The following is a 25,494-nucleotide window of genomic DNA, read 5'->3' on the forward strand; positions in this document are numbered from 1 at the left end:
TGTCGATAAACAAAAGACCTCATATTAAATGAGGTCTTTTACTTTTGGGGGAATGGTAAAAATAAGACTAAGACAAAATATATTTATGAATAGTCTCTGCAATACCCGGTTGTGAGTTTACTTTGGTGACCATTTTAGCGCGAGCTTTTACTTCATCTGAAGCATTACCCATTGCAACACCTAATCCCACATGTTCTAACATGCTAAGGTCATTAAAATTATCACCAAAAGCAATAACATCACTCATATTCATGCCATTTGCTTCAACCCAACGTTGTAAACGACGACCTTTACTGTTGCCTTTTTTAGCTATATCAACTTGATCAACCCAAGACCATTCGCACTCTAAACCGACTTGTTGCTCAATTTTTTCAACTAAAGTGCGTAACTCATCGTGATCAGGCGTTGTTGTCGCAATTTTCCAAATAGCATTAACATCATGCATTGCTTTATAAAAATCGTCGACTTTAACGAGATTAGGGCGCTGTGTCAGAGGAAGAGTATCAGACCAATTAAGTGTGCGTTGTACTGCTGAGGTAAGTTGGTCATACATCATTGCATCGTCAGCATACACTAAATGGTGTACATCAGTTTGTTTAACGAGATCTAATACTGCTCTGGTTTCTTGTGTAGTTAGAGGGTCCGACTCTAATACTTTTTTACCAATATAATCATAAAGGTAAGTTCCATTACAGCAGATTGCAGGGGTATCAAGATCGAGTGCTTGATAGAATGGATGAATAGCAACGTGATGACGACCTGTTACAATTAAAACTTTAACACCTGCTTTTCTTGCAAGATTGAGTGCTTCTAAAGATTCTGGCAGGATACGTTTTTGGTCATCAAGCAGAGTGCCATCAAGATCCAAAGCAATAACGCGATATGACATAAATAAGCCCCTTGATAGTATTGAGATGCAATGTCGTTGATGGTACACGTTAACCAATAAAAGATAAACTAGCTTAATCGTGACAGGTTATCGTTAGTTGTTCTATTATTCTTTATAAATCAATGGGTAATCGGCTTTGAGGAGAAGGGATGAAACAGGTAGTTTACGTAGCAAGTCCAGAGAGTCAACAAATCCATGTTTATGCATTAAACACTGAAGGTGAAATGGATTTATTGCAGGTTGTTGAGGTTGCAGGGCAAGTACAACCAATGATTGCAAGTGCAGATGGGAAATACCTTTATGTGGGTATTCGTCCTCATTTTAGTGTGGTGACATTTGCGATTGCGGACGACGGCCAGTTAGAGCAAAAGGCTATCACTTCCATTCCAAGTACGCCTGTCCATTTATGTTTAGATAAAACAGAGCGTTTCTTATTTGTTCCTTCTTATCACCAAGGCAATTTGGCAGTTTTGCCTATTAATGAGAAGGGGATCCCTCAATCAGCTATTCAAATTATTGAAGGATTAAATAAACCTCATTCATCCAATATCGATTGGAATAATAAACAACTGATTGTTCCTTGCTTAGGTGAAGATCATATTCGTTTATTTAATTTATCAGAAAAGGGTTATTTAACAGAGGCGGGCACTGAAGAGCTGACAACAGCACAAAATGCAGGTCCTCGTCATATGGCGTTCCATCCTAATGGGGATGTGTTTTATTGCCTGAATGAATTAGATGCGACAATTAATGTATACCGTCGTATGGGGGATTTATATCGTTTAATGCAAACGGTCGATATCGTTCCTGAAACCTTTAACAGTACCCGTTGGGCGTCAGATATTCATATTACACCAGATGGCCGTTTTCTTTATGCCAGCGAGCGCTCAGAAAGCTTTATTTGTGCGATGGCAATTTCAGAGTCGGGCGATTATCTGCAACCTGTGGGTTATTACCCAACTCAAACACAGCCTCGTGGTTTTAATCTTGATAATACAGGAAATTACCTGATTTCTTGTGGTCAAAAATCAGATTTTGCCTCTGTCTCTCGTATTGATAAACACACTGGCGCATTAACTGAATTAGCCTGTTACCCAGTAGGTAAAGGTGCAATGTGGGTTACCGTCGTGACGAAATAACTGTCACAGTATAAAAATCACTGTGAACCTCTAGCAGAATATTGCCTTGCTAGAGGTTTATTTTTTTATGAAAGATTTATGAGAGACTAACCACTTTTTCAATAGCTTGAGTGAGTTTAGTGAGGCTTACTGGTGGCATAATAAACGGTGGCATAATATAAATAAGCTTGCCAAAAGGTCTGATCCAAACCCCTTCATCAACAAAGATTTTTTGTAATTTTGCCATATTGACTGGCTCGTTCATTTCGACCACACCAATCGCACCTAAAACGCGCACATCTTTGACACTTTTAGCCTGTTTTAACGGTAATAACTCGCGTTTTAGTTGTTTTTCAATTTCTGCAACTTGGTTTATCCAATCGCCTTTTGCTAATAGAGATAAACTGGCATCAGCAACAGCACAAGCCAAAGGATTTCCCATATAAGTAGGGCCATGCATAAAGCACCCTGCATCACCTTGACTGATGGTTTCTGCAATATGACGCGTAGTTAAGGTGGCAGATAAAGTCATATACCCACCTGTTAATGCTTTACCTACACACATGATATCTGGCGATATTTCAGCATGTTCACAGGCAAATAGCTTACCTGTTCGACCAAAACCAGTGGCTATTTCATCGGCAATGAGTAGTACATCAAACTCGTCACACAAAGCTCTTGCGTGCTTTAAATATTCAGGATGATAAATTCGCATTCCACCTGCACCTTGAACAATGGGTTCAAGCATAACCGCAGCAATTTCTTGATGATGTTGTTCTAACGTTGAGCGTAATGAGTGGATATCAGTAGGGTTCCACTCTTCATAAAAACCGGTTTTTGGTGCATCCACAAAGAGATGATTAGGTAAGTAACCTTTGTAGAGACTGTGCATCGAATTATCGGGATCACACACTGACATGGCACCAAAGGTATCGCCATGATAACCCTGTTTTAACGCCACAATACGTTGACGTTTTTCACCTTTTGCCTGCCAATATTGCAAGGCCATTTTCAGTGCGACTTCAACAGCAACTGAACCCGAATCTGCTAGAAATATACACTCAAGAGGATCTGGTGTTATCGCCAATAATTTACGACAAAGCGAGACTGCTGGTGGATGAGTAATACCACCAAACATCACATGAGACATATTGTTTAGTTGTGTGGTAACTGCATTATTAAGCTCAGGATGATTATATCCATGAATTGCTGCCCACCATGAAGACATTCCATCAATCAGTTTTCTACCATCAGCCAAGACTAATTCAACGCCTTTTGCATTGACGATAGGGTAAGCAGGTAAAGGATTACTCATCGAGGTGTATGGATGCCAAATGTGGCGTAAATCGAAAGCGATATCTTCAGGTGTCATTCTATTTTTCACTTAATCATGTAAACCAGTGGTGATCAATTTTGGTTGACATGATAACCCTATTATTTAAACTGGCAATCACTTTTAAAAAGGAGATTGCATTGTGAGCGTACTAAAACGTTGGACACTAAAAGAAGCCAGAGCACTGTTTGATATGCCATTTTTAGATTTGGTTTTTCAGGCACAACAAGTTCACCGTCAACATTTTGACTCTTCACAAATCCAAGTGAGTACTTTGCTTTCCATTAAAACAGGGGCTTGTCCTGAAGATTGTAAATATTGTGCCCAAAGCGCGCGGTATAAAACAGGATTAGAAAAAGAGCGCTTAATGGAAGTGCAACAAGTAATTGAATCAGCTAAAAAAGCTAAAGCAGCTGGTTCAACGCGTTTTTGTATGGGAGCTGCATGGAAAAATCCGCATGAGCGCGATATGCCTTACCTTGAGCAAATGGTGAAAGAAGTTAAAGCGTTGGGTATGGAAACCTGCATGACACTCGGCAAATTAGATGATTCACAAGCTAACCGCTTAGCAGATGCCGGGCTGGATTTTTATAACCACAACCTTGATACCTCACCCGAATTTTACGGCAGTATAGTGACAACGCGTACCTATCAAGATCGCTTAGATACGCTTGATAAAGTACGCAATGCTGGCATCAAAGTCTGTTCTGGCGGGATTTTAGGGTTAGGCGAGGAAGTTAAAGACAGGGCAGCAATGTTGGTGCAGTTAGCTAATTTGCCACAGCCTCCTGAAAGTGTGCCTATCAATATGCTTGCCAAAATAAAAGGGACACCACTTGCAGATAATGAAGATGTCGATCCTTTTGATTTTATTCGTACTATTGCCGTTGCTCGTATCATGATGCCTCGCTCTTATGTGCGTCTTTCTGCTGGGCGTGAGCAAATGAGTGAACAAACACAAGCATTCTGTTTTATGGCTGGCGCTAACTCTATTTTCTATGGTTGCAAATTATTAACGACAACCAATCCAACCGAAGATAAAGATCACCAATTATTCCGCAAATTAGGCTTAAATCCTGAACGATTAGCAGTATCTATGGGTGACAATCAGCAAGAAGAAGCTTTGATACAAGCTGTTGCCAATAAAGACACTGAACAATTTTATAACGCGGCACTGTAATGAGCTGGCAAACCTATTTAAATGAACAACTTAATGTGCGTAGAAATACGCCATTATGGCGAAAACGCAAAGTGATCAAACAAGCGGATGGGCGTTTCTTGATCACCACATCCGGTGAAAAATACCTTAATTTTTCAGGCAATGATTATTTAGGCATTAGTCAGCATACGGACGTCATTAAAGCATGGCAACAAGGTGCTGATGAATACGGTGTAGGTAGCGGTGGATCAGGGCATATTACAGGATTTACACAAGCTCATGCGCAGTTAGAACAACATCTTGCAGATTGGTTAGGTTACGATAATGCGCTATTATTTTCATCCGGTTACAGTGCTAATCAAGGTGTCATTTCGGCATTACTTGAAAAAGACGATGCAATTATTGCAGATAAACTTTGTCATGCTTCTTTAATGGAAGCTGCAGTATTATCACCTGCTACATTATGGCGATTTTTACACAATTCTCCTGAGTCTTTATCTCAACGTCTTAATAAAACGTCAGCTAATAAAACCTTAGTGGTAACAGAAGGGGTATTTAGTATGGATGGAGATAAAGCACCATTAAGAGAAATAGCAACAATAAGCCAAAAATATCATGCATGGTTAATGGTCGATGATGCGCATGGTATTGGCGTTTTAGGTAAAGAAGGTCGAGGCAGTTGCGATGATGCAGGGATTAAACCTGAAATATTGGTAGTCACTTTTGGTAAAGCGTTTGGTGTCAGCGGGGCGGCAGTGCTTTGTAATAAGCCAACCGCAGAGTTTTTTGAACAATATGCTCGGCATCTTATTTACAGTACATCAATGCCACCGGCACAAGCTATAGCCTTAAACTCTGCTTTGAATGTTATTAAGCAAGCGGATAATGAACGGGAATATCTTCAACAATTAATTGATACCTTTCGCCAAGGTGTAATTTCACTTCCGATTAAATTATTACCTTCAAAAACGGCTATTCAGCCATTAATTATTGGTGATGAACAATTATGCCAAACACTTTCAGATTATCTGCAATCTAAAGGACTTTGGGTAAAAGCAATTTTCCCCCCCACCGTACCCCCTCAAAGTGCACGTTTACGAATAACGTTAACTACTCGCCATCACCTTTCAGATATTAAGCTGTTAATCGAGACGCTTCATGCTTTCTTCAGTCAAAACAGATAAACAACGTATAGCTCAAACTTTTGGTAAAGCAGCTATTCATTACGATAATCACGCTAATATTCAGCGCTATAGTGGCAATAAATTAATGGATTTAGCGCATCATGATAGTGGCAATATTGTGTTAGATGCAGGATGTGGAACAGGATATTTCAGCCAAAAATGGAAGCAACAAGGCAAGTTTGTCATCGCACTTGACCTGTCACACAGCATGCTACAAGTAGCAAAACAACAACAGCGAGCTGATGGTTACTTACAAAGTGATATCGAACACTGCGCGATTGCACCACAAAGTGTGGACATTGTGTTTAGTAATTTAGCGATGCAATGGTGTGAGGATTTATCTGGTGCTATTAAAACATTAATGAATACAGTCAATGTAAAAGGTGCACTTTATTTCTCAACACTCACTACGTTGACACTGCAAGAAGTTAGAGATGCTTGGCAATCTCTTGATAAACACCCTCATGTAAATCCCTTTTTATCGCTTCAAGATATTGAGAAAGCGTGTCGTGGTTTTCATTGCCAATTTTCTACTGAAACTGTCACTGAACAATACGACTCATTACATGCGCTCTTTGCTTCTTTGAAGGGGGTTGGCGCCAATTTTGTGCAGGGTGATCGACAAAAGGGGTTAATGACACGACAAAAATTCCGTGCACTAGAAAATGTGTGGAAAACAGAATCAGGTAAATATTTACTTACCTATCAAATTGTTATAGGAAAAATATCACATGGCTAAGACATGGTTTTTAACAGGTACAGATACAGAAGTAGGTAAAACTGTGGTAAGCAGTGCTCTGTTACAATGTGCAGCGTATCAAGGATATCAAACTGCGGGCTATAAACCTGTTGCATCAGGAAGTGAGTGGCTAAATGAAGGTTTACGTAATTCAGATGCACTTATACTGCAAAAATTCAGTACGGTAAAATTAGATTATCAGCGTGTTAACCCTTACTGTTTTGAAACGCCTACATCGCCACATATTGTTAGTCAAGAAATGAACCAGCCTATTGATTTTGATGTGATGTCAGAAGGGTTGTCTTACTTAAAACAACGAGTTGATTGGGTTTTAGTTGAAGGAGCAGGGGGGTGGTTTACACCACTATCAGAAAAACAATTTTTCTCTGATTGGGTTATCAATGAAAAGCTACCTGTTATTTTGACTGTGGGTGTTAAATTGGGTTGTATTAATCATGCGTTATTAACGCAACAAGCAATTATTCAATCTGGTTTAACATTGGCGGGTTGGATTGCGAACGAAGTTGAGCCAGCAGGGCGATATCAGAAAGAGTATCTAGCAACATTAAAACAGCATATAAAGGCTCCTTTTTTAGGCAAAATACCCTATTTAAACGAAGTAAAAGAGCATAATTTCACTCCTTATCTTGATCTTTCCTGTTTAAAACTAAGTTGATAGGCCATTATTAAGTAAGTTATAAAAGTCCATTTTTTATACCAATAAAAAAATAAAAAAAATAAATTTCGCCAATTTTGAGGGATATTTTAAGGTAGAAAAAAAGACGTAACCTACCGAGAGATAACAACTTTGTGTAGTTATCCACTATTCCTGTGGATAACCTTGTGTATTACCATTATAAAAATACTCTGAATAGAGAGAATACAAGGCATTGCTAAAGATTGGTGTTATTCTCAACTTTTATTTTTAATTCTTATATATCAATTAATTAAATAAAATCAATAGAGCGAATGGTGTCAGTGTGTCTCTTTGAATAATTCACAAAAAAGGGGGTTGCTTTTTGAAAAAATTCCAGTTCCAAAACTGGGGATAACTTATGCTAATTATTCAGACAAATTTTATTAGATAGAGATTGAAGCTGGATTTTTATCCAGTATCATAAGGAGTGTCAGCGAGGAGAAGAAAATATGAGCAAAGATTTTAAACTGCATTCTGAATTTAAACCGGGTGGTGATCAACCTGCCGCTATTGCCTCACTTTGTGAAGGATTAGATGATGGTCTTGCTCATCAAACTCTTTTGGGGGTAACAGGTTCTGGTAAAACTTTTACGATTGCCAATGTGATTGCCAATCTAAATCGTCCGACTATGGTGTTGGCGCCAAATAAAACATTGGCAGCACAGCTTTATAGTGAAATGAAAGAATTCTTCCCTGAAAATGCAGTGGAATACTTTGTTTCTTATTATGATTATTATCAGCCTGAAGCGTATGTTCCAAGCTCTGATACTTTTATTGAAAAAGATGCTTCTGTTAACGAACATATCGAACAAATGCGTCTATCAGCCACTAAAGCCTTGCTAGAACGTAAAGACGTTATTGTTGTGTCATCGGTTTCTGCTATCTACGGTTTGGGTGATCCTGATAGCTATTTAAAAATGATGCTTCATCTGACTAACGGCATGATAATCGACCAACGTGCCATTTTACGTCGTCTTGCTGATTTACAATATACTCGCAATGATCAAGCTTTTCAGCGCGGTACATTTCGTGTCCGTGGTGAAGTGATAGATATCTTTCCTGCTGAATCTGATGATTATGCATTACGTGTTGAGCTTTTTGATGAAGAAGTCGAACGTCTTTCACTGTTTGATCCTTTAACGGGGCAAATTCACTACAATGTGCCTCGTTTTACTGTTTATCCTAAAACGCACTATGTCACCCCGCGTGAACGTATTCTTGAAGCGATGGAAGAAATCAAAAAAGAACTTGCAGAGAGACGCAAAGTGCTTTTAGCTAACGATAAACTGGTAGAAGAGCAACGCGTGACACAGCGTACCCAGTTTGATCTCGAAATGATGAATGAGTTGGGATATTGCTCAGGCATCGAAAACTATTCACGGTATCTATCTGGTAGAGGCCCTGGCGAGCCACCACCAACTTTGTTTGATTACCTTCCTGCTAACGGTTTATTAGTGATTGATGAATCACACGTTACTATTCCTCAAATTGGTGGAATGTATAAAGGCGACCGCTCTCGTAAAGAAACCCTCGTTGAATATGGCTTCCGTTTACCTTCTGCACTTGATAATCGCCCATTACGTTTTGAAGAGTTTGAGGCATTAGCACCACAAACAATTTATGTTTCAGCAACGCCGGGTAAATATGAGCTTGAAAAATCGGGTGATGAAATTGTTGAGCAAGTTGTAAGGCCAACAGGCTTACTTGATCCCATTGTCGAAGTGCGACCAGTTAGCACGCAAGTTGATGACTTACTTTCTGAAATTCGTGTTCGTGCGGCAAAAAATGAACGTGTGCTGGTGACAACACTGACAAAACGAATGGCTGAAGATTTAACGGAATATCTTGAAGAGCATGGCGAACGTGTTCGTTATTTACACTCTGATATTGATACTGTTGAACGTGTCGAAATTATTCGTGATTTGCGCCTAGGCGAGTTTGATGTCTTAGTGGGTATCAACTTACTTCGGGAAGGTTTGGATATGCCAGAAGTCTCTTTGGTGGCGATTTTGGACGCTGATAAAGAGGGCTTCTTACGTTCAGAGCGCTCATTAATTCAGACCATTGGTCGTGCCGCTCGTAACCTTGAAGGTAAAGCGATTTTATATGGCGATAAAATTACTGATTCAATGGCGAGAGCCATAAGTGAAACCGAACGCCGTCGTGAGAAACAACAACAGTTTAACCTTGAGCATGGCATTGTGCCTAAAGGGTTAAACAAGAAAGTGGGCGATATCCTTAAGATTGGTCAGCCTTCTCAAGGACGTAATAAGAAAGGACATAAGGCAGCGGATATTCAGGAAAATTATCCGTTGTTATCAACGGCTGAATTGGAGAAAGAGATCCAACGCTTAGAAGCCGAAATGTATCAATATGCAAAAGATCTTGAGTTTGAGAAAGCGGCGAGTACTCGTGATAAATTGCAAGCATTACGGGCTCAATTTATTGCTAACTCTTGATCAGAGAAATTAAGCTCACAAATTGATAAAGGGATATCCGTATTTTTACGGGGATTATCCCTTTTTATCTTCTATCTTCCCATTTTTACCTTGTTTGATATTCCCTTAATGGCGTTCAACTGTTTAAATACCACAACAAACAAAGCGTCAATTATTTACAAAGATAAAAAAGACATTAAGGACAGTGAATGAGTGGTTATGTTTATGCAGGGTTTCCCAGCTCTGCAGGGGTAATTCTTGGTGTTATTCTTCTTATTATGCTTTTTAAATGGCTACGCAGATTTGCTGTACAAGATAGTGAGTTGCAAAAACCATCAACAGCAGAGCAGGAGCCTATTTTATCTGAAGCAGAAAATACGTCAGATCAATTGTTACCCAATGAATGGGGATTATATGTTGCAGCGCCTTATGCCGCAATGAATGAGTGGGCATATAACGAATATGGGCAAGGTAAAGATGACGGTGGATTATCAGCAGGTTGGGGAATAAACGACCGTTGGGATTTAGTCTATCAACTATTTTGGTTGCTTACTCAAGGTCACACTAATGATTTTTATCAGCTACGCGACCAAATTTTGGATGGCAAAGAAGACGATGTTCAGTCATTAAAAAATGATATTTTACTTTCTGAGTTAACTGAACACGATAAAAATGAGCGTTTATGGCAAATCGATATGATGAGCACAAATCGCATGAATATCCAAAATGTGAAATATCTTATTTGGGATCTCTGCCGTTTTAACAAGCTCTGCTTAGAAGGTTGTCAACAAGGTTATATTACTCAACAAGAAGCCCAAACATGGTCATTAATGAGCGCATCAATGTTGCGTCGCATTTATGATGGTTGGGAAGATATGTGGAGAAACTTTATTGCTGCTCGTTGGTTTTGGGCAAGTGGTGATCAAGATTGGGTATCTTCTCATCAAGCTTTTACGGATGTTATACAAAATATTCTAAATGCTGAAGATACACTAGCAACAGAAGAAAATTGGATCATGGATTTACCACCATTAGATTTAACCTCTTTCTCTCGTACAGTGGCAGGTCTGGGTTTAATGAAAAATGATATCCCAATGACATTATCTGAAATTGAAGAAACCATCAGCCAGCGTATTACATTAAAACAACTTAATAGCTAATAACGCGCTGAAAACCAATAATGATATTGTTTTTTACCAACAAAAAACCGCACTTGCTGTTTCTTGCAGATGCGGTTTTTTTATAAAAGTAGGTAATTAAATCCTATTTAATAGTTTGAGGTGATGCATTACGTTGTCCTAATTGCTGCAACGTTAACTCAATAGCTTTGCCTAATAGATGGCGGTCGTGACGATAAGGAATGTCTTTGGCTTCTAATTGCGCTTGTACAATTAATCGACCTTTCATCGATTCATATTGAGTTTCAGGGCTAATAATCACCGCATCTATTGTTTGTAAACCAATATAATTCTCCATCATGGCGATTTTATCAGACATCGTCATACTGGCAGCCGCAGGGCTTAGTTCTTTGCCTAAATTACCAATATAAATCGTTGTTGCACTGCTACGGCGTAATGCTTGAGCAAGCTCTGGTAATAATAATAAAGGCATTAAACTGGTAAAAAAGCTACCCGGACCAATTAAGATCAAATCTGCTTGTTCAATCGCTTCAATGGCTTCTCGTGTTGTTGGGACTTTAGGGTAGAGATCAAGCTTTTGGGGGATCTTAGGTAAAATATCAACATTGACTTCACCATAAATCTCATTTCCTTGGTCGTCTATCGCCATAAGATCAACGGCTTGTTCAGACATAGGGATAAGGTGAGCATTCACTCTTAATAATCCACGAATTAGATTAATGGCTTCTAAAGGGCGAACGCTTAAGTTATCGAGTGCTTTAAGCATTAGATTACCTAAATTATGCCCAGCCAGTTCACCAGTACCAGAAAAACGGTATTCAAACATTGCAGAAGCAACGGAAGGTTCTGTAATTAACTGATTAATACAGTTGCGCATATCTCCCCACGCAATACCGCCTTCCTCTTGGCGAATACGGCCAGTAGAACCGCCATTATCTGTTGTTGTAACAATACCAGTAAGACGAGAGCCTAAGTAGGAGAGTGCTGAAAGCACACGTCCAAGGCCATGACCACCACCAAGGGCAACAACACGATCTAAATCACTTAGCGTGCGATTTCGCATATTTGTTCTACTCATCTTTAAAAATTTGCCGCTAATTTATCACAATTAAATTTTAAGCCTATGATCACGACGTGATTTCATCACATTCCTAGTTGAATTTTATTTTTGATAGCTTGATATTTAATCAATGAAAGTGTTTTTACTTATGTTATTAGGGGAACTAAAGTGTTGTAAGTCGTTGTATTATAAATTATATAGCGAAAACATTATTCGCTTTTTACATAATTAGCAGGTAGAATCCACAATAAATATATAGGTATTAGAAACCTGTGAAAAACAGGTAAAGATAAACTCCTAGCCTTAACGTCTAAGTCGTGTATTGACAAGATATGATGTTCTGGCCGTGACGAAGCAAGTCACCAGGGTGCAAGGTAGAAATGTCTGCATCTCCCGATTTGGAAAGGTGTTATTATGCAACAACTCGTTGATGCGTTTTCCCGCAAGTTTTTCTATTTACGTCTTTCAATTACAGACGTTTGTAATTTCCGTTGTACTTATTGCCTACCTAATGGCTATAAGCCTAACGGTCATAAATCATTTCTTTCGTTAGATGAAATCAGCAGACTGACACAATCTTTTGCCGCATTAGGAACAGAAAAAATCCGCTTAACTGGTGGTGAACCGACAATGCGCCGCGATTTTACTGATATTATCGCGACAATCAAAGATAATGCCGCAATTAAAAAAATCGCAGTAACAACCAATGGCTATCGTTTATCCAGAGATGTTGCCCAATGGCGTGATGCGGGTTTAAGTGCAATTAATGTGAGTGTTGATAGCCTCGATCCTCGTCAATTCCATGCTATTACTGGGCAAGATAAATTCAACCAAGTGATGGAAGGCATCGATGCCGCATTCACTGCAGGTTTCGAAAAAGTAAAAGTTAACGTTGTGCTAATGCGCAATGTGAATGATAAAAACCTCCCTGATTTTCTTAATTGGATCAAAGACAGACCTATCCAACTGCGCTTTATCGAATTAATGGAAACTGGTGACGGTAGTGATATTTTCAACCGTTTTCATTTATCTGGTGAAGTTATTCGCCAACGCTTACTCAATGAAGGTTGGTTACAAATTCCTCGCGCGCGTAGTGACGGGCCTGCTCAAGTATTTACCCATCCTGATTATCAAGGTGAAATTGGTCTTATCATGCCTTATGAGAAAGACTTTTGTTTAACGTGTAACCGTTTACGTGTTTCCGCTATTGGTAATCTCCATCTTTGCCTATTTGGTGAAAATGGTATTCCTCTACGCGACTTACTTGCTGATGATAGTCAACAAGAAGCATTACAACAGCGTATTCAGGGTGGCCTTCTTCATAAACGAGAAACCCATTTTCTTCATCAAGGTGATAGCGGTATTACACCGAACTTATCTGTTATTGGTGGGTAGTTTTTCGCTCTGTTATTTCGTTAATTTCAGGAGTTGTGCATGTCTCAACTAACTCATATTAATGCTGCCGGTGAAGCTCATATGGTGGATGTTAGCGCTAAAGCTGAAACAGTGCGAGAAGCACGTGCTGAAGCCTTTGTTGAAATGTCAGCAGAAACATTAAGTATGATCACCGAAGGTAAACATCATAAAGGCGATGTATTTGCGACTGCAAGAATTGCAGGTATTCAAGCAGCGAAAAGAACATGGGAATTAATCCCGTTATGCCATCCGCTGTTATTAACTAAAGTTGAAGTACGTTTAGAAGCACTCACTGAATCTAACCGTGTACGCATTGAATCTGTTTGCCGTTTAACCGGTAAAACAGGGGTTGAAATGGAAGCATTAACTGCGGCATCAGTAGCAGCATTGACTATTTATGATATGTGTAAAGCGGTTCAAAAAGATATGGTGATTGGGCCTGTACGTTTATTAGAAAAAACAGGTGGAAAATCTGGTCACTTTAAGGTGGAAGCATGATTAAAGTTCTCTTTTTTGCTCAAGTCCGTGAATTAGTCGGTGTTGATTCTCTTGAATTAGATTGTGAGTATCACACGGTAGATGATTTACGTAAGGCATTAATCTCTAAAGGTGAACGTTGGTCACTCGCGTTAGAAGATGGCAAGTTACTCTCTGCGGTAAACCAATCCTTTGTCCAAGGCTCTCACGTTATTAGTAATGGTGATGAAATCGCTTTTTTCCCACCTGTTACAGGAGGATAAGATGAGCGCATCAACTCGTATTTCAGTACAAACTGAAAATTTTAGTGTTGGTGATGAATACCAATGGCTTTCAGAGTGTGACAGCGATGGTGCTGTTGTGACATTTACTGGTAAGGTTCGCAATCATAATCTCGGTGATGAAGTGAGTACGCTCACGCTTGAACACTATCCGGGAATGACTGAAAAAGCACTGACAGATATTGTGAATGAAGCGAGAGGTCGTTGGCCTTTGCAACGTGTCAGTGTTATTCATCGAGTGGGCACATTAAATATTGGCGAAGAAATAGTGTTTGTGGGTGTCACTAGTTCTCATCGTAATAGCGCCTTTGAATCTGCTGAATTTATTATGGATTTCTTAAAAACACGTGCGCCATTTTGGAAAAAAGAAGGGCTTTCTGAAAATAATGATAGATGGGTTGATGCACGCCAAAGTGATTCTGACTCAGCTGAGCGCTGGGAATAAATCATTACACTCAATTAAACACTACATTACTTTACCTAAATTTATTTTATGGTGACATTTCATACAGTTTATTTCATGGAAATGTAAAATCAGTGTGATAAAATTAAATTCTAATGAGCCCATAATGGGCTCTTTACTGAAATAAACGTTATCGTTAAACCTAACGTTATCACTATGATTAAAGGGTAATCATCATGGATCGATTTTCACGTTCTAATGATTCAATCGTACAGCGCACAGGTTCTGGCCTACAAACCTTTATGGCTCAGGTTTATGGTTGGATGACTGTTGGTCTGTTATTAACTGCGTTTGTAGCACTCTACGTTGCATCAAGCGAAGCATTATTATCAATGATTTTTTCTAGCAAGGTCGTCTTCTTTGGTCTGATCATTGCTCAGTTAGGGTTAGTTTTCGTGTTATCAGGTATGGTTCATAAAATGAGTGGTGCAGTTGCAACCTCATTATTTATGCTATATTCCGCATTAACAGGGGTAACTATCTCTAGTGTATTAATTATTTACACTGCATCATCAGTTGCGAGTACATTCTTTATTTGTGCGGCAATGTTCGGTGCATTAAGTGTTTATGGTTACACCACTAAGCGTAGCTTAACGGGTATGGGTAGCTTCCTGTTTATGGGGCTTATCGGTATCATTATTGCTTCTATCGTTAATATCTTTATGCAAAGCTCAATGATGAGCATGGTTATCTCTTACGCGGGTGTGTTAATTTTCGCTGGCTTAACTGCTTACGACACACAAAAATTAAAAGATATGGGTAATGAGATTAATCAAGAAGATAAAGAAAATATGCGCCGTTACTCCATTATGGGTGCATTAACGCTTTATTTAGATTTCATCAACCTGTTCTTAATGTTACTGCGTATTTTAGGCGACCGTCGTTAATTTTAACGATATCTGCGGATAACGTAGTTTAAAAACAGCATAAAAAATAAATCCCATAACTTAATAAGTTGTGGGATTTTTTTATTTAATAAATTAATGGCTATCGTTTTAAGCTATTTTTCTTTGAAAAAGATAATACGCAAAAGTACCTGTGCCTGCTGCAATTACTAATAAAGGCCATAAGCTGTGCCATATAACAGTAATATCGGCATTTTTAAGGTAAATCTGTTTTGTGATATCAGTGAAATGGCGAATTGGGTTTATCCAAGTGGCATGTTGTAGCCAAACAGGCATATTTTCTACCGGTGAAATATATCCAGATAATAAAACCGCAGGCATCATAAACACAAATACACCAATAAAAGCCTGCTGTTGGGTCGAACTTAATGCGGATATTAATAAGCCAAAACCCACCAGCGATAAGCCATAAATAAGCATGGTAAAATAAAATAGGATTAATGAACCTGAAAATGGAATTTGATAACCGAATATCCCAATAATTAATACGATTGTGCCTTGAACAGCCGCTACAACCATTGCTGGAACCGCTTTGCCAACAAAGATTTGCCATGTTGATAGTGGCGAAACTAATAGTTGATCTAATGTGCCTTGTTCACGCTCTCTAGCAACAGAAAGTGAAGTAACTATCATCACGCCAATAGTGATAATCAACGCTACTAAAGAAGGCACAATAAACCATTTATAATTTAAATTCGGGTTATACCAATTGCGAACAACAAGCTCTGTTTTATTCAGTAAAGAAGGTGTATTGCCTGCTAATTCAGTTTGATAGTTTTGTACGATTTGTTGCACATAATTAGCGGCAATTTGCGCACTATTAGAATTTCGACCATCTAGGATTATTTGCAATTTAACAGGAACATGGCTTTCTAGATCAGCACTGAAATTCTGCGGAAAACGAACTAATAAAAGCGCTTTGCGATTATCAATAGTTTCTTTTATTTCATGTTCATTTTTAAGCAAAAGAGTTTGAGAGAATGCACTCGCTTTGGCGATACGTTGGGTTAACTCGATAGATTGTTTACCATTATCCTCATCAAAAATGGCAATAGAGGCATTGGTAACATCTAACGTCGCGGCAAAAGGAAATAAGATCATCTGAAAGATAACCGGCATTATTAAAATAATACGTGTTTGAGGCTCTTGTAATAATGACTGTAACTCTTTCATTATCAGGGTGAGAAGGCGATAAAACATAAAAGCTCTCCCTTTAATCTAATCGACGACGTGTTGCTAACGCCGTTAATCCAATAAAAAATATCGCCGATACAATTAATAGCCACATATCTAGCATCAATATCAACGGAATATCGCCAGCTAAAAATAGCGTTTGCAAACTACTCACAAAATAACGTGCAGGAATAAAATAGGTCACCACTTGAATAAAGATGGGCATACTATCAATTTCAAAAACAAAGCCTGATAACATAATTGCGGGTAAAAATGCGGCATTTAGCGAAATCATCGCGGCATTAAATTGATTACGCGTTAACGTGGAAATAAGCAATCCCATGCCTAAAGCGGTAGCTAAAAATAGTGAGGTGATCCCACCTAAAATCCACAACGATCCTCGATAAGGTACGCCAAGCACAAACACGGTGACTACCATACATAACACCATGACAAAACTGCCTAACACTTGGTAAGGAATAAGCTTTGAAAGTAAGAGTTCTGTGCGTGTTATTTGGGTGGAAAGTAGGGCTTCCATCGTACCTCTTTCCCATTCACGGGCAATCACTAACGAGGTAAGAATAGCGCCAACTACGGTAATAATAATAGTGACAGCGCCCGGAATAATATAATGTTGACTAATTGCGGCAGGGTTAAACCAATAACGAGGCTCTATTTCAATTAATGGTGTAGTGTCTATTCCCTTACTGATGGCTTGTTGCTGCAACCAAATTTGCCAAACCCCTTTGGTATAAGCTTGAACAAAGTTTGCGGTATTGGGCTCACTGCCATCGGTGATCACTTGAATAGGGGCTTTAGTATCTTGTCGAGCGAGTAATTCGGCAAAATTAACGGGAATAACCACAATACCTCGAATTTGTCCCGCCTGCATTTTATCAATTAATAATTGTCGATTATCGCTAATAGTTGCATTGATATATGGCGAATTTGTGAAGGTATAAACTAACTCTTGCGCTGGTTGGCTTTGTTGATTAGTTAAAATACCAATATTTAATTTGCTTGAGTCTAAATTGATGCCATAACCAAAGATAAACAGCAAAGTAAGTGGGATAACAATAGCAATTAAAGCACTACTGGGATCACGAGTAATTTGCTTGGTTTCTTTTAAACACAGAGCGTATAGACGTCGCCAAGAAAAGCGGGCATGAGAGGATTGAGCTAAATTACGCATGTTTTTCGCTCCCTTTATCATTTTCACTTTGAAGTTTTTTATCGTAATCCAGCACTAATCCAATAAAAGCATCTTCCATTGAAGGGGTTGGATTATCGTCACTAGCAACCATTTTTTTGAGAGAATCAGGCTCGCCAGCGGCAATGATTTTTCCGCGATAAACCAAACCAATACGATCACAATATTCTGCTTCATCCATAAAGTGAGTGGTAACCATCACGGTCACTCCTTTATCAACCATGCCATTAATATGTAGCCAAAATTCCCGTCGTGTTAGTGGATCAACGCCTGATGTGGGCTCATCTAAAAAGAGAATATCAGGTTCGTGCATTAATGAGCACGCAAGAGCAAGGCGCTGTTTATAACCTAAAGGCAAGGTTTCAGTGATTTGATTTACCATAGGCCCTAAGCCAAAGGCGGTTATCATATCGTTGATTTTATTGCGCTGTTGTTTGCCATGTAAGCCATAGACACCAGAGAAGAATTTCAAGTTTTGTCCCACTTTTAAATTGCCATAAAGTGAGAATTTTTGTGCCATATAACCTAAATGCTGACGTGCTTTACCTGAGCTCTCTTTTAAGTCCATACCTAACACAAGCGCTTTGCCGCTAGTGGGGACTAATAAACCACACATCATTTTGAAAGTTGTCGACTTACCAGCACCATTAGGGCCCAACAAACCGAAAATTTCACCTCGTTTAACTTGGAAATCAACATGATCGGTCGCTGCAAATTGACCAAACATTTTGGTTAACTGCTGTGCTTCAATTACCGTTTCATTAGGTGCTGGAGGGATCTGCGGCATAATTTCAGCTAATTCAGATTTATGAGAAGGGCCACCTCCTAATAAATCTATAAAAGCATCCTCAAAACGTGGTGTCGCGGGAATAAGCTTCGTATCAGACTTACCCAAAGCGTTCAGTAATTCAGTTTGATCACTCTGTTTTTTCAAGATCAAACGAACGGATTGTCCTTGAATAACGCCATCAGTGACTTGAGGTTGAATAATTGCTTGTTGCAATACTTTTCTACGCTGATGGCCTTCAACATTGAGCAGAAAAGAGCGACCTGCCATTTTTGCTGTTAGATCTTGAGGAATGCCACTGTAAAGTAGCTCTCCTTTGTTAAGTAAGAGAATGTTTTTACATTGCTCAGCTTCATCAAGATAAGAGGTACTCCATAGTATCAACATACCATCGCTGGCCAAAGCATGTACCATTTGCCAAAGTTCACGGCGTGCAATGGGATCGACTCCCACGCCTGGTTCGTCAAGAAGCAGAACTTTAGGGCTACCTAACAAAGTACAAGCAAGACCCAGCTTTTGTTTCATCCCTCCTGAAAGATTGCCTGCTAGGCGAGATGTAAAGCGAGTGAGATCGGTAAAAGTGAGCAGTTGGTGATAAACTTTTTTGCGCTCATCACCGACAACATTTTTTAAGTCAGCATAAAGATTGAGGTTTTCTAATACCGTTAAATCTTCATAAAGACCAAATTTTTGTGGCATATAGCCAAGAATAGCTCTGACATCAACACTCTGCTTTTGCGGATCCATTCCTAAAATATGAATATCACCCGCATCAGGTTTTAATAAACCTGCAAGCATACGGATTAAGGTTGTTTTGCCCGCACCATCAGGGCCAACTAAACCTGTCACAGAGCCACCTGTAATGGTGGCTGTTAATGACGAAACAGCAGGGCTTTCTAGCCCTGTAAAGCATTTCTCAACACCTTGAAGTTGGATTGTGTAATCAGTGTGTTCCATTTTTCCCCCACACTTAATGAGAGGAGGCAAATTTTAAGGTGACAGGCATACCTTGGCGCAATGCGTCATCAGCATCCGTTACAACCACTCTGAGACGATAAACTAAATCGGTTCTTAACTCCGGTGTTTCCACACTTTTTGGGGTAAATTCGGCGGTTGGCGAAACAAATCCAATTGTACCGTGATAAGGCTTATCTTTACGCCCATCGGTGTATAGATAAACCTCTCGATTAGGAACGGCTTCGCTTAAGTGGGTTTCACTGATATAAGCTCTGACCCAAACTGGATTGGTTAATGACACCGTAAATACAGGGCTTCCAGCAGATAACATAGTGCCAGGCTCTACAGCACGAGTTAGCACCGTACCTTGTGATGGAGAGATTAATTGCGTGTCTTGGAGGTTTAATTCAGCTTGAGCAACGGCGGCTTTAGCTTGCATAACTTGTCCTTTCGCCGCATCAATGTCTTCTTTTCGATAACCATTTTGATACTGATTTAGTTTATCTTGTGCCGCCTTCAATGCAGCTGCTGCTTGATTTCGATTATTTCTTGCGCTATCTAAATCATTGGCTGAAATGACCTTTCGGTTAGCAAGATCTTGTTGGCGTTTATAAAAGTTATCAGCGTATTGCCAAGCTGCTTGCTTTAATGATACATCAGATTGAGCTTGCGCGATTTCCTCAGTGCGATATCCCGCTTCCATTAAAGCGAGCGAAGCAATTGCACTATCACGCTCACCATAAGCTTTATTAAGTGCATTGCGATAGGGCGCATCATCAAGCTTGCCTAATAATTGCCCTTTTTGGACAGGAGCACCTTCATCAACTTGTAATGTGTCTAATCTTCCAGTAACACGAAAACTAAGGTTGACTGTACGTATATCGACATTGCCATAGAGCACTAATTCAGACTCTTTGTTTTCTTCGTAATAATAGATACCTGCAACAATACCGATAATAATCATTAAGATGATAAAGAAGCTGATTTTTTTAGTTTTCATAATAACTCTATTTATGCATGATGTGAGTGAGTGTAAATCTCTCTTAATCCATTGAGTAATAACGTAATATGTGTTTTTAAAGTATTGGAGATAACTTGATACTCATTCTTACCAATTCTATCCCATCCTGTTTGTCTTAGAATGGTTTCCCTTACTAAACGAAATGATAGCACTTCTCCTAAAATAGCGTGAGTGTGTAACATCGTTGTAGGTAGTGCAGGATCTAAACCAATATAGATAGCTAATAGTTTGTTTACGCGCGTTAAAAGAGGCGATAACGCTTGCTGGTGGATCAAAGAATAGGCTTCGGTTGGAACGAGCTGTTCTCTTGCCATAATGCGGCTAAGATGAATATTGGCTTTATCAAGTACCAGTTGAGCATATTGTAAAAAGCTATCTGTAATAAGCGTTTGTAGCAATGGTAGATGCTCTGTGGGATTGGGTCGCTCAAGAAATTCGTCAAGAATGGCAACGGTAGGTTCAAAATCAAGGCGAATAAGATCAGCAATATGCTGTGCAACGGCGAGATATAACCCTTCTTTGGAACCAAAATAATAAGCGATAGCGGCAATATTTTGTTGAGCAGCTTGTGCAATTTGGCGTGTTGTGGCGGCATCTGGCCCATTTTTACCAAAGATCTCACATGCCGCTTCCAATAATTGTCGTTTTGCTAGTTCACCGCGCGTCGTCTTCTGTTGGGTGTCTGACATAATAGAAGATACCTTACTTAAGTAAAATGTAACAAAACCAATGATATTAAAAACAGCGATAACAAGGCGTATTATATTAGATGATATTGAACAATAGGGAAAATTTGTGATAAATAATCAAATAAAGGTGATGTGTAATAAAAAAAGTGCAATCTATTATTGAAAATTATTTTTGTATTCTGAATACAGCAAAAACTGTTAGAATAGGGGTTATTAGGTTAACCTAACAAGGTTCATTCTCTTTCATCACTGTCTATATTGAAAAATGATAGCTCCTATAGAGTAATATTACCTATAGATTGACAGTATGAAAGCCCGTCATTTTAATTTCAATCACCGTGTTATACGTTCTGGTTGTAGGAGACTACTGTTTTGACCGATTTTACATCGCTTGGTTTAAGTGAGGCGCTTCTCCGCGCTATTGATGAACAAGGGTATAAAACCCCAACCCCTATTCAACAGCAGGCGATTGAGCCGATTTTGGCGGGTAAAGACGTATTAGCGAGTGCGCAAACGGGCACAGGTAAAACAGCAGCTTTTACATTACCAATATTGGAAAAGCTGTCTCAATCAGCAACCAAAACAAAAGGTCGTCAACCCGTTAAAGCGCTGATTTTGACACCAACGCGTGAGCTGGCAGCTCAAATTGCTGAAAATGTAAAAGCGTATAGCCGTTATATTCCAATTCGTTCGTTAGTCGTTTTTGGTGGAGTAAGCATTAATCCACAAATGATGAAATTACGTGGTGGTGTTGATGTACTGATTGCAACACCGGGACGTTTACTCGATCTTGAACATCAAAATGCAGTTGATCTTTCTCGCGTTGAAGTTTTAGTGCTTGATGAAGCTGACCGTATGTTAGATATGGGTTTTATCCACGATATTCGCCGTGTAATTAATAAATTACCGAAAAAACGTCAAAATTTACTATTTTCAGCGACATTCTCTAAAGAGATCACTGGTCTTGCCAATTCTCTATTAAATGATCCGGTGAGTATTTCCGTTGCACCAAGAAACTCAGCAGCGGAATCTGTTGATCAACATGTGCATTTAGTTGATAAAAAGCGTAAAACCGAGCTGTTATCACATTTAATTGGTTTAGAAAATTGGTCTCAAGTGCTGATTTTCACCCGAACTAAACATGGTGCGAATAAACTTGCTGAACATTTAAATGCAGATGGTATTAAATCAGCTGCTATTCATGGCAATAAAAGCCAAGGTGCGAGAACTCGCGCATTAGCTGATTTTAAAGAGGGTAAATTAAAAGCATTAGTTGCAACAGATATTGCCGCTCGTGGTCTTGATATCGACCAACTGCCGTATGTTGTCAATTTTGAATTACCACAAGTCGCAGAAGATTATGTTCACCGTATTGGTAGAACAGGCCGCGCTGCTGCAACGGGTAAGGCTATTTCACTTGTCTGTGTTGATGAACATGGTTTATTAGCTGATATTGAGCGTTTATTAAAACGTGAAATTCCACGTTTAGCGTTAGAAGGTTACGATCCTGACCCTTCAATTAAAGCAGCGCCTTTGCATAAAAAACCAAAGAATAATGCACCACGTAGAAGTGGCGGTGGTCATGGGCGTGCAGATATTCGTGGTAAAGACAATCGCAACAATAGTCGTAAAGATGGCGATAGTGAAGGCAAAGAGTCTGGACGTAATAAAAGCAAAGAAAACTACCGAAATAAAGATGGCTCTCGTACTGGAAAATTAGGGCCCCGTCGTTCACGTAAAAGTGATGAAGGTAGTGATAATCAAAGCCCTTGGTCAAAAGCTAGAAAAGAGTTTTGAGGTTATAAAAAGTGCGAGTTCTATTAGCGCCAATGGAGGGGGTTTTAGACCCCCTTGTGAGAGAGTTACTCACCTCGATTAACGATTACGATCTCTGTATTACAGAGTTTGTACGAGTTGTAGATTCATTATTGCCAACGAAAGCATTTTACCGCTTATGTCCTGAATTACATACCGAAAGTCGCACAAAAAGTGGCACGCTAGTACGGGTGCAATTATTAGGACAACATCCACAATGGTTAGCTGAAAATGCCTTTAGAGCCGTTTCTTTAGGCTCTTGGGGAGTTGATTTAAACTGCGGTTGCCCTTCAAAAACAGTCAATGGTAGCGGTGGTGGTGCTTCACTTCTAAAACAGCCAGAAACGATTTATCAAGCAACGAAAGCAATGCGTGATGCAGTGCCTTTAGAGTTACCTGTATCTGTTAAAGTGAGACTTGGCTGGGATTCTTCTGTGTATAGCCATGAAATTGCAGATGCTGTGGTGCAAGGTGGTGCTACGGAAATCACCATACATGGCAGAACAAAGGAAGATGGTTATAATGCCGAAAAAATTAACTGGCAGGCCATTGGAGATATTCGCCAAAGACTTTCAATACCTGTGATTGCTAATGGCGAAATTTGGAACCGTGAAGATGCATTAGCTTGCTTAGCCACAACTGGTTGCGATGCGATAATGATTGGCCGCGGTGCAATGAATACCCCTAACTTAAGCCGTGTTGTAAAAGGCATCGAAGCTAGAATGCCTTGGCAAGAGGTGATTGAATTATTAAAGCGTTATGTTCGATTAGAAAAGCGTGGTGATACGACAATTTATCATGCATCACGTATTAAGCAGTGGTTTAGCTATTTACGTAAAGAGTATCCAGAAGCTGATGAGTTATTTAGGCAAATTAGAACATTAAAAACGTCACCAGAAATTGCAGTGGCAATAGAGGCGTTATAGTTTAAAAATCATCTTATCCAATAAAAAATAGTGCTAATCAATCAGCGCTATTTTTTATAAATAAACTAACTCCTATCTTAAATATCACACCATTTATCACTCATTATTGGAAAAAATCACTCTTTAGACTTACACTCAATAAGTGACATTTTGGGATGTATTGTTTATATCATGACTATTTTTAGGGGGAAATATGGGAATTATTGCTTGGATCATCTTTGGTCTGATCGCAGGTATTTTGGCGAAATTCTTAATGCCTGGCTCTTATGATATTGGTCTGATATGGACTTGTATTCTGGGTATTGTGGGGGCTGTTGTTGGTGGTGCAATTAGTAGCTTCTTTGGTAAAGGTAAAGTTGATGGGTTTAACTTTGGTAGTTTCGTCGTTGCTGTCATCGGTGCCATTGTTGTGCTCTATCTTGCAAAAATCTTCGCAAGTTAATACCTTCACACCCAATAGATATTGATAATAAACCCGCATAATGCGGGTTTACTTTTTTAAAGCATCAACGGATTAATTAACATTCACAAGGAAGGGTACTTTCAGCACCCCATTGCGCCCAAGAGCCGTCATAGAGCGCAATAGATTGGCAACCCAATACGGTTAATGCTAAAAATAAAATTGCCGCAGTCATACCTGAGCCACAGGTAACAATAATAGGCTGTGATAAATCAACACCTGCTTGTTCAAATATCTGCTTTAACTCAGCTTTCTGTTTTAATTGCCCATTAATAACTAACTCATTCCACGGAACGTTTTTACTGCCGGGAATATGTCCACTGCGCAAGCCCGGGCGAGGCTCTGGTGCTTTACCATAAAAACGATCAGCAGAGCGAGCATCGATCATCTGTTTTTGCTTGGTCTCTAAATTATCAAGAAGTTGTTGTTTATTGGCATAACGCTGTGCATGACGTTCAACCATAAAAGGAGACTGTGCTGGTACTTTTATTGCCTCACCTTGTTCTGTTGCAAATTCAGCCTCAATCCATGCTTGTAAACCACCAGCAAGAATACGTACATTACGACAACCTAGTGTTGTTAATGTCCACCAACCTCTAGGTGCAGAAAATAAGTTACCTTGATCGTAAATAATCACGGTAGTGGTATTAGAGATACCTAATTGTGTCAATGTTTCTGAAAATAGGGTATCAGAAGGCAACATATGTGGCAGTGATGTGGTTTTATCTGCGACTTCATCAAGATCAAAAAAATGGGCATGTGGAATATGACGCTCAAGGTAAAGTGCTTGATAGTCAATCTGTTGAGTTGGCATTGGTGCGCTTACATCAAGGATCACAAGATCAGCATCATTTTGATGTTCAAATAACCATTGGGGAGTAACAAAGTAATCGTATTCCACGGTGCGACCTCATTTATTTAGCAGAAGGTGAGCTGTCTGGGATAGCTGGAAATTGCTGTGTAGGTGATGTTTCAGGTTGAGCCTGCTCTGTTTCTATTGGTGTTGTGGAGCGCGTATAGATATTTAAGCCGGCAAGGAAAACACCACCGATAGAACCAAAAGCAAGTAGCGCGATAATCACAATAATTATTTTTTTCATAATGTTCATTTGCAGATGAATGTTGCGCAAAAGTATATCGAGATATGAAGTTGAAACA

Annotated in this window: 25 protein-coding genes and 1 riboswitch; of the genes, 15 read left to right on the forward strand and 10 right to left on the reverse strand. The window is 39.3% G+C overall.

Annotated features, from left to right (window positions below):
* Positions 1-67: 67 nt before the first annotated feature.
* Positions 68-889, reverse strand: coding sequence for a pyridoxal phosphatase (locus GTH25_RS05200; RefSeq protein WP_075672740.1), 822 nt, complete (start codon positions 887-889; stop codon positions 68-70).
* Positions 890-1,038: 149 nt separating this feature from the next.
* On the opposite strand from GTH25_RS05200, the gene pgl reads away from it, so the two are divergent.
* The gene (pgl, locus tag GTH25_RS05205) at positions 1,039-2,028 is read left to right on the forward strand and encodes a 6-phosphogluconolactonase (RefSeq protein WP_156733119.1); all 990 of its coding nucleotides are present in this window, start codon (positions 1,039-1,041) and stop codon (positions 2,026-2,028) included.
* A 76-nt stretch (positions 2,029-2,104) separates the two neighbouring features.
* Here pgl and bioA read toward each other — a convergent pair whose 3' ends face one another.
* Complete coding sequence (gene bioA / locus GTH25_RS05210) at positions 2,105-3,379, reverse strand: adenosylmethionine--8-amino-7-oxononanoate transaminase (protein WP_164530367.1); 1,275 nt, start codon at positions 3,377-3,379, stop codon at positions 2,105-2,107.
* A gap of 103 nt (positions 3,380-3,482) precedes the next feature.
* Between bioA and bioB the strand changes: the two genes are divergently transcribed.
* From bioB to GTH25_RS05240, 6 genes are all read left to right on the forward strand, one after another.
* Entirely contained in the window at positions 3,483-4,520 is a 1,038-nt protein-coding gene (bioB, locus tag GTH25_RS05215) for a biotin synthase BioB (RefSeq protein ID WP_164530368.1), read from the forward strand.
* A complete protein-coding gene (bioF, locus tag GTH25_RS05220; protein ID WP_156733121.1) occupies positions 4,520-5,683 on the forward strand; it encodes an 8-amino-7-oxononanoate synthase in 1,164 nt (387 codons plus the stop codon). The genes bioB and bioF overlap by 1 nt, the downstream gene beginning before the upstream one ends.
* On the forward strand, positions 5,658-6,422 hold the full coding sequence (gene bioC / locus GTH25_RS05225) for a malonyl-ACP O-methyltransferase BioC (RefSeq protein WP_075672745.1): 765 nt from the start codon (positions 5,658-5,660) through the stop codon (positions 6,420-6,422). Before bioF ends, bioC begins: the two co-directional genes overlap by 26 nt.
* Positions 6,415-7,098, forward strand: coding sequence for a dethiobiotin synthase (gene bioD, locus GTH25_RS05230; protein ID WP_109402252.1), 684 nt, complete (start codon positions 6,415-6,417; stop codon positions 7,096-7,098). Before bioC ends, bioD begins: the two co-directional genes overlap by 8 nt.
* A gap of 470 nt (positions 7,099-7,568) precedes the next feature.
* A complete protein-coding gene (gene uvrB / locus GTH25_RS05235) occupies positions 7,569-9,578 on the forward strand; it encodes an excinuclease ABC subunit UvrB (protein WP_075672747.1) in 2,010 nt (669 codons plus the stop codon).
* 188 nt (positions 9,579-9,766) lie between these two features.
* Positions 9,767-10,717, forward strand: a complete 951-nt coding sequence (locus tag GTH25_RS05240) for a DUF1266 domain-containing protein (protein WP_075672748.1) — start codon at positions 9,767-9,769, stop codon at positions 10,715-10,717.
* Between the two features lie 103 nt (positions 10,718-10,820).
* Here GTH25_RS05240 and yvcK read toward each other — a convergent pair whose 3' ends face one another.
* Entirely contained in the window at positions 10,821-11,759 is a 939-nt protein-coding gene (gene yvcK / locus GTH25_RS05245) for a uridine diphosphate-N-acetylglucosamine-binding protein YvcK (RefSeq protein WP_075672749.1), read from the reverse strand.
* Between the two features lie 279 nt (positions 11,760-12,038).
* Positions 12,039-12,181, forward strand: a riboswitch (molybdenum cofactor riboswitch).
* On the opposite strand from yvcK, the gene moaA reads away from it, so the two are divergent.
* The 5 genes from moaA (at position 12,171) to GTH25_RS05270 (ending at position 15,280) form a co-directional block, all read left to right on the forward strand.
* Positions 12,171-13,151, forward strand: coding sequence for a GTP 3',8-cyclase MoaA (moaA, locus tag GTH25_RS05250; protein ID WP_099659810.1), 981 nt, complete (start codon positions 12,171-12,173; stop codon positions 13,149-13,151). (Overlaps the previous riboswitch by 11 nt.)
* Before the next feature lie 39 nt (positions 13,152-13,190).
* Positions 13,191-13,670, forward strand: a complete 480-nt coding sequence (gene moaC / locus GTH25_RS05255; RefSeq protein WP_072062889.1) for a cyclic pyranopterin monophosphate synthase MoaC — start codon at positions 13,191-13,193, stop codon at positions 13,668-13,670.
* Positions 13,667-13,912, forward strand: coding sequence for a molybdopterin synthase sulfur carrier subunit (gene moaD, locus GTH25_RS05260; RefSeq protein ID WP_075672751.1), 246 nt, complete (start codon positions 13,667-13,669; stop codon positions 13,910-13,912). Before moaC ends, moaD begins: the two co-directional genes overlap by 4 nt.
* Before the next feature lies 1 nt (position 13,913).
* Entirely contained in the window at positions 13,914-14,375 is a 462-nt protein-coding gene (moaE, locus tag GTH25_RS05265; RefSeq protein WP_164530369.1) for a molybdopterin synthase catalytic subunit MoaE, read from the forward strand.
* Positions 14,376-14,569: 194 nt separating this feature from the next.
* A complete protein-coding gene (locus tag GTH25_RS05270; RefSeq protein WP_036938325.1) occupies positions 14,570-15,280 on the forward strand; it encodes a Bax inhibitor-1/YccA family protein in 711 nt (236 codons plus the stop codon).
* A gap of 108 nt (positions 15,281-15,388) precedes the next feature.
* Here the strand turns inward: GTH25_RS05270 and GTH25_RS05275 are convergent, their stop codons facing one another.
* Genes GTH25_RS05275 through cecR form a run of 5 tightly spaced genes read right to left on the reverse strand, consistent with a single transcriptional unit; the run spans position 15,389 to position 21,135 of the window.
* Positions 15,389-16,498 carry an ABC transporter permease gene (locus GTH25_RS05275; protein WP_075672753.1) on the reverse strand — a complete coding sequence of 370 codons (1,110 nt, stop codon included), beginning with the start codon at positions 16,496-16,498 and terminating at the stop codon, positions 15,389-15,391.
* A 13-nt stretch (positions 16,499-16,511) separates the two neighbouring features.
* Entirely contained in the window at positions 16,512-17,663 is a 1,152-nt protein-coding gene (locus GTH25_RS05280) for an ABC transporter permease (protein ID WP_075672754.1), read from the reverse strand.
* Positions 17,656-19,425 carry an ATP-binding cassette domain-containing protein gene (locus GTH25_RS05285; protein WP_099659808.1) on the reverse strand — a complete coding sequence of 590 codons (1,770 nt, stop codon included), beginning with the start codon at positions 19,423-19,425 and terminating at the stop codon, positions 17,656-17,658. Before GTH25_RS05285 ends, GTH25_RS05280 begins: the two co-directional genes overlap by 8 nt.
* 13 nt (positions 19,426-19,438) lie before the next feature.
* Entirely contained in the window at positions 19,439-20,425 is a 987-nt protein-coding gene (gene hlyD, locus GTH25_RS05290) for a secretion protein HlyD (protein WP_075672756.1), read from the reverse strand.
* 11 nt (positions 20,426-20,436) lie between these two features.
* Positions 20,437-21,135, reverse strand: coding sequence for a CerR family C-terminal domain-containing protein (gene cecR, locus GTH25_RS05295; RefSeq protein WP_164530370.1), 699 nt, complete (start codon positions 21,133-21,135; stop codon positions 20,437-20,439).
* A gap of 372 nt (positions 21,136-21,507) precedes the next feature.
* Between cecR and rhlE the strand changes: the two genes are divergently transcribed.
* The 3 genes from rhlE to GTH25_RS05310 all read left to right on the forward strand — a co-directional run bounded on the left by rhlE (position 21,508) and on the right by GTH25_RS05310 (position 24,318).
* On the forward strand, positions 21,508-22,932 hold the full coding sequence (gene rhlE / locus GTH25_RS05300) for an ATP-dependent RNA helicase RhlE (RefSeq protein WP_075672758.1): 1,425 nt from the start codon (positions 21,508-21,510) through the stop codon (positions 22,930-22,932).
* A gap of 11 nt (positions 22,933-22,943) precedes the next feature.
* Positions 22,944-23,876 (forward strand): tRNA dihydrouridine(16) synthase DusC, encoded by a 933-nt coding sequence (gene dusC, locus GTH25_RS05305; RefSeq protein WP_099659806.1) that lies wholly within the window; start codon positions 22,944-22,946, stop codon positions 23,874-23,876.
* A 193-nt stretch (positions 23,877-24,069) separates the two neighbouring features.
* Positions 24,070-24,318, forward strand: a complete 249-nt coding sequence (locus GTH25_RS05310; protein ID WP_075672760.1) for a GlsB/YeaQ/YmgE family stress response membrane protein — start codon at positions 24,070-24,072, stop codon at positions 24,316-24,318.
* A 76-nt stretch (positions 24,319-24,394) separates the two neighbouring features.
* On the opposite strand, the gene sseA is transcribed toward GTH25_RS05310, so the two are convergent.
* Together sseA and GTH25_RS05320 are read right to left on the reverse strand one after the other, a co-directional pair.
* Positions 24,395-25,237 carry a 3-mercaptopyruvate sulfurtransferase gene (sseA, locus tag GTH25_RS05315; protein ID WP_075672761.1) on the reverse strand — a complete coding sequence of 281 codons (843 nt, stop codon included), beginning with the start codon at positions 25,235-25,237 and terminating at the stop codon, positions 24,395-24,397.
* A 13-nt stretch (positions 25,238-25,250) separates the two neighbouring features.
* Positions 25,251-25,439, reverse strand: coding sequence for a hypothetical protein (locus tag GTH25_RS05320; protein WP_223672623.1), 189 nt, complete (start codon positions 25,437-25,439; stop codon positions 25,251-25,253).
* Positions 25,440-25,494 lie beyond the last annotated feature (55 nt).

This window comes from Proteus terrae subsp. cibarius (assembly GCF_011045835.1).
GTDB classification, from domain to species: Bacteria; Pseudomonadota; Gammaproteobacteria; order Enterobacterales; family Enterobacteriaceae; genus Proteus; species Proteus cibarius.

What these genes read in the sequence shown, in the direction of transcription:
- GTH25_RS05200 (WP_075672740.1), bottom strand. Translation starts at nt 889, where the DNA reads ATGTCATATCGCGTTATTGCTTTGGATCTTGATGGCACTCTGCTTGAT.
- pgl (WP_156733119.1), top strand. Translation starts at nt 1,039, where the DNA reads ATGAAACAGGTAGTTTACGTAGCAAGTCCAGAGAGTCAACAAATCCAT.
- bioA (WP_164530367.1), bottom strand. Translation starts at nt 3,379, where the DNA reads ATGACACCTGAAGATATCGCTTTCGATTTACGCCACATTTGGCATCCA.
- bioF (WP_156733121.1), top strand. Translation starts at nt 4,520, where the DNA reads ATGAGCTGGCAAACCTATTTAAATGAACAACTTAATGTGCGTAGAAAT.
- bioC (WP_075672745.1), top strand. Translation starts at nt 5,658, where the DNA reads ATGCTTTCTTCAGTCAAAACAGATAAACAACGTATAGCTCAAACTTTT.
- bioD (WP_109402252.1), top strand. Translation starts at nt 6,415, where the DNA reads ATGGCTAAGACATGGTTTTTAACAGGTACAGATACAGAAGTAGGTAAA.
- uvrB (WP_075672747.1), top strand. Translation starts at nt 7,569, where the DNA reads ATGAGCAAAGATTTTAAACTGCATTCTGAATTTAAACCGGGTGGTGAT.
- GTH25_RS05240 (WP_075672748.1), top strand. Translation starts at nt 9,767, where the DNA reads ATGAGTGGTTATGTTTATGCAGGGTTTCCCAGCTCTGCAGGGGTAATT.
- yvcK (WP_075672749.1), bottom strand. Translation starts at nt 11,759, where the DNA reads ATGCGAAATCGCACGCTAAGTGATTTAGATCGTGTTGTTGCCCTTGGT.
- moaA (WP_099659810.1), top strand. Translation starts at nt 12,171, where the DNA reads ATGCAACAACTCGTTGATGCGTTTTCCCGCAAGTTTTTCTATTTACGT.
- moaC (WP_072062889.1), top strand. Translation starts at nt 13,191, where the DNA reads ATGTCTCAACTAACTCATATTAATGCTGCCGGTGAAGCTCATATGGTG.
- moaD (WP_075672751.1), top strand. Translation starts at nt 13,667, where the DNA reads ATGATTAAAGTTCTCTTTTTTGCTCAAGTCCGTGAATTAGTCGGTGTT.
- moaE (WP_164530369.1), top strand. Translation starts at nt 13,914, where the DNA reads ATGAGCGCATCAACTCGTATTTCAGTACAAACTGAAAATTTTAGTGTT.
- GTH25_RS05270 (WP_036938325.1), top strand. Translation starts at nt 14,570, where the DNA reads ATGGATCGATTTTCACGTTCTAATGATTCAATCGTACAGCGCACAGGT.
- GTH25_RS05275 (WP_075672753.1), bottom strand. Translation starts at nt 16,498, where the DNA reads ATGTTTTATCGCCTTCTCACCCTGATAATGAAAGAGTTACAGTCATTA.
- GTH25_RS05280 (WP_075672754.1), bottom strand. Translation starts at nt 17,663, where the DNA reads ATGCGTAATTTAGCTCAATCCTCTCATGCCCGCTTTTCTTGGCGACGT.
- GTH25_RS05285 (WP_099659808.1), bottom strand. Translation starts at nt 19,425, where the DNA reads ATGGAACACACTGATTACACAATCCAACTTCAAGGTGTTGAGAAATGC.
- hlyD (WP_075672756.1), bottom strand. Translation starts at nt 20,425, where the DNA reads ATGAAAACTAAAAAAATCAGCTTCTTTATCATCTTAATGATTATTATC.
- cecR (WP_164530370.1), bottom strand. Translation starts at nt 21,135, where the DNA reads ATGTCAGACACCCAACAGAAGACGACGCGCGGTGAACTAGCAAAACGA.
- GTH25_RS05310 (WP_075672760.1), top strand. Translation starts at nt 24,070, where the DNA reads ATGGGAATTATTGCTTGGATCATCTTTGGTCTGATCGCAGGTATTTTG.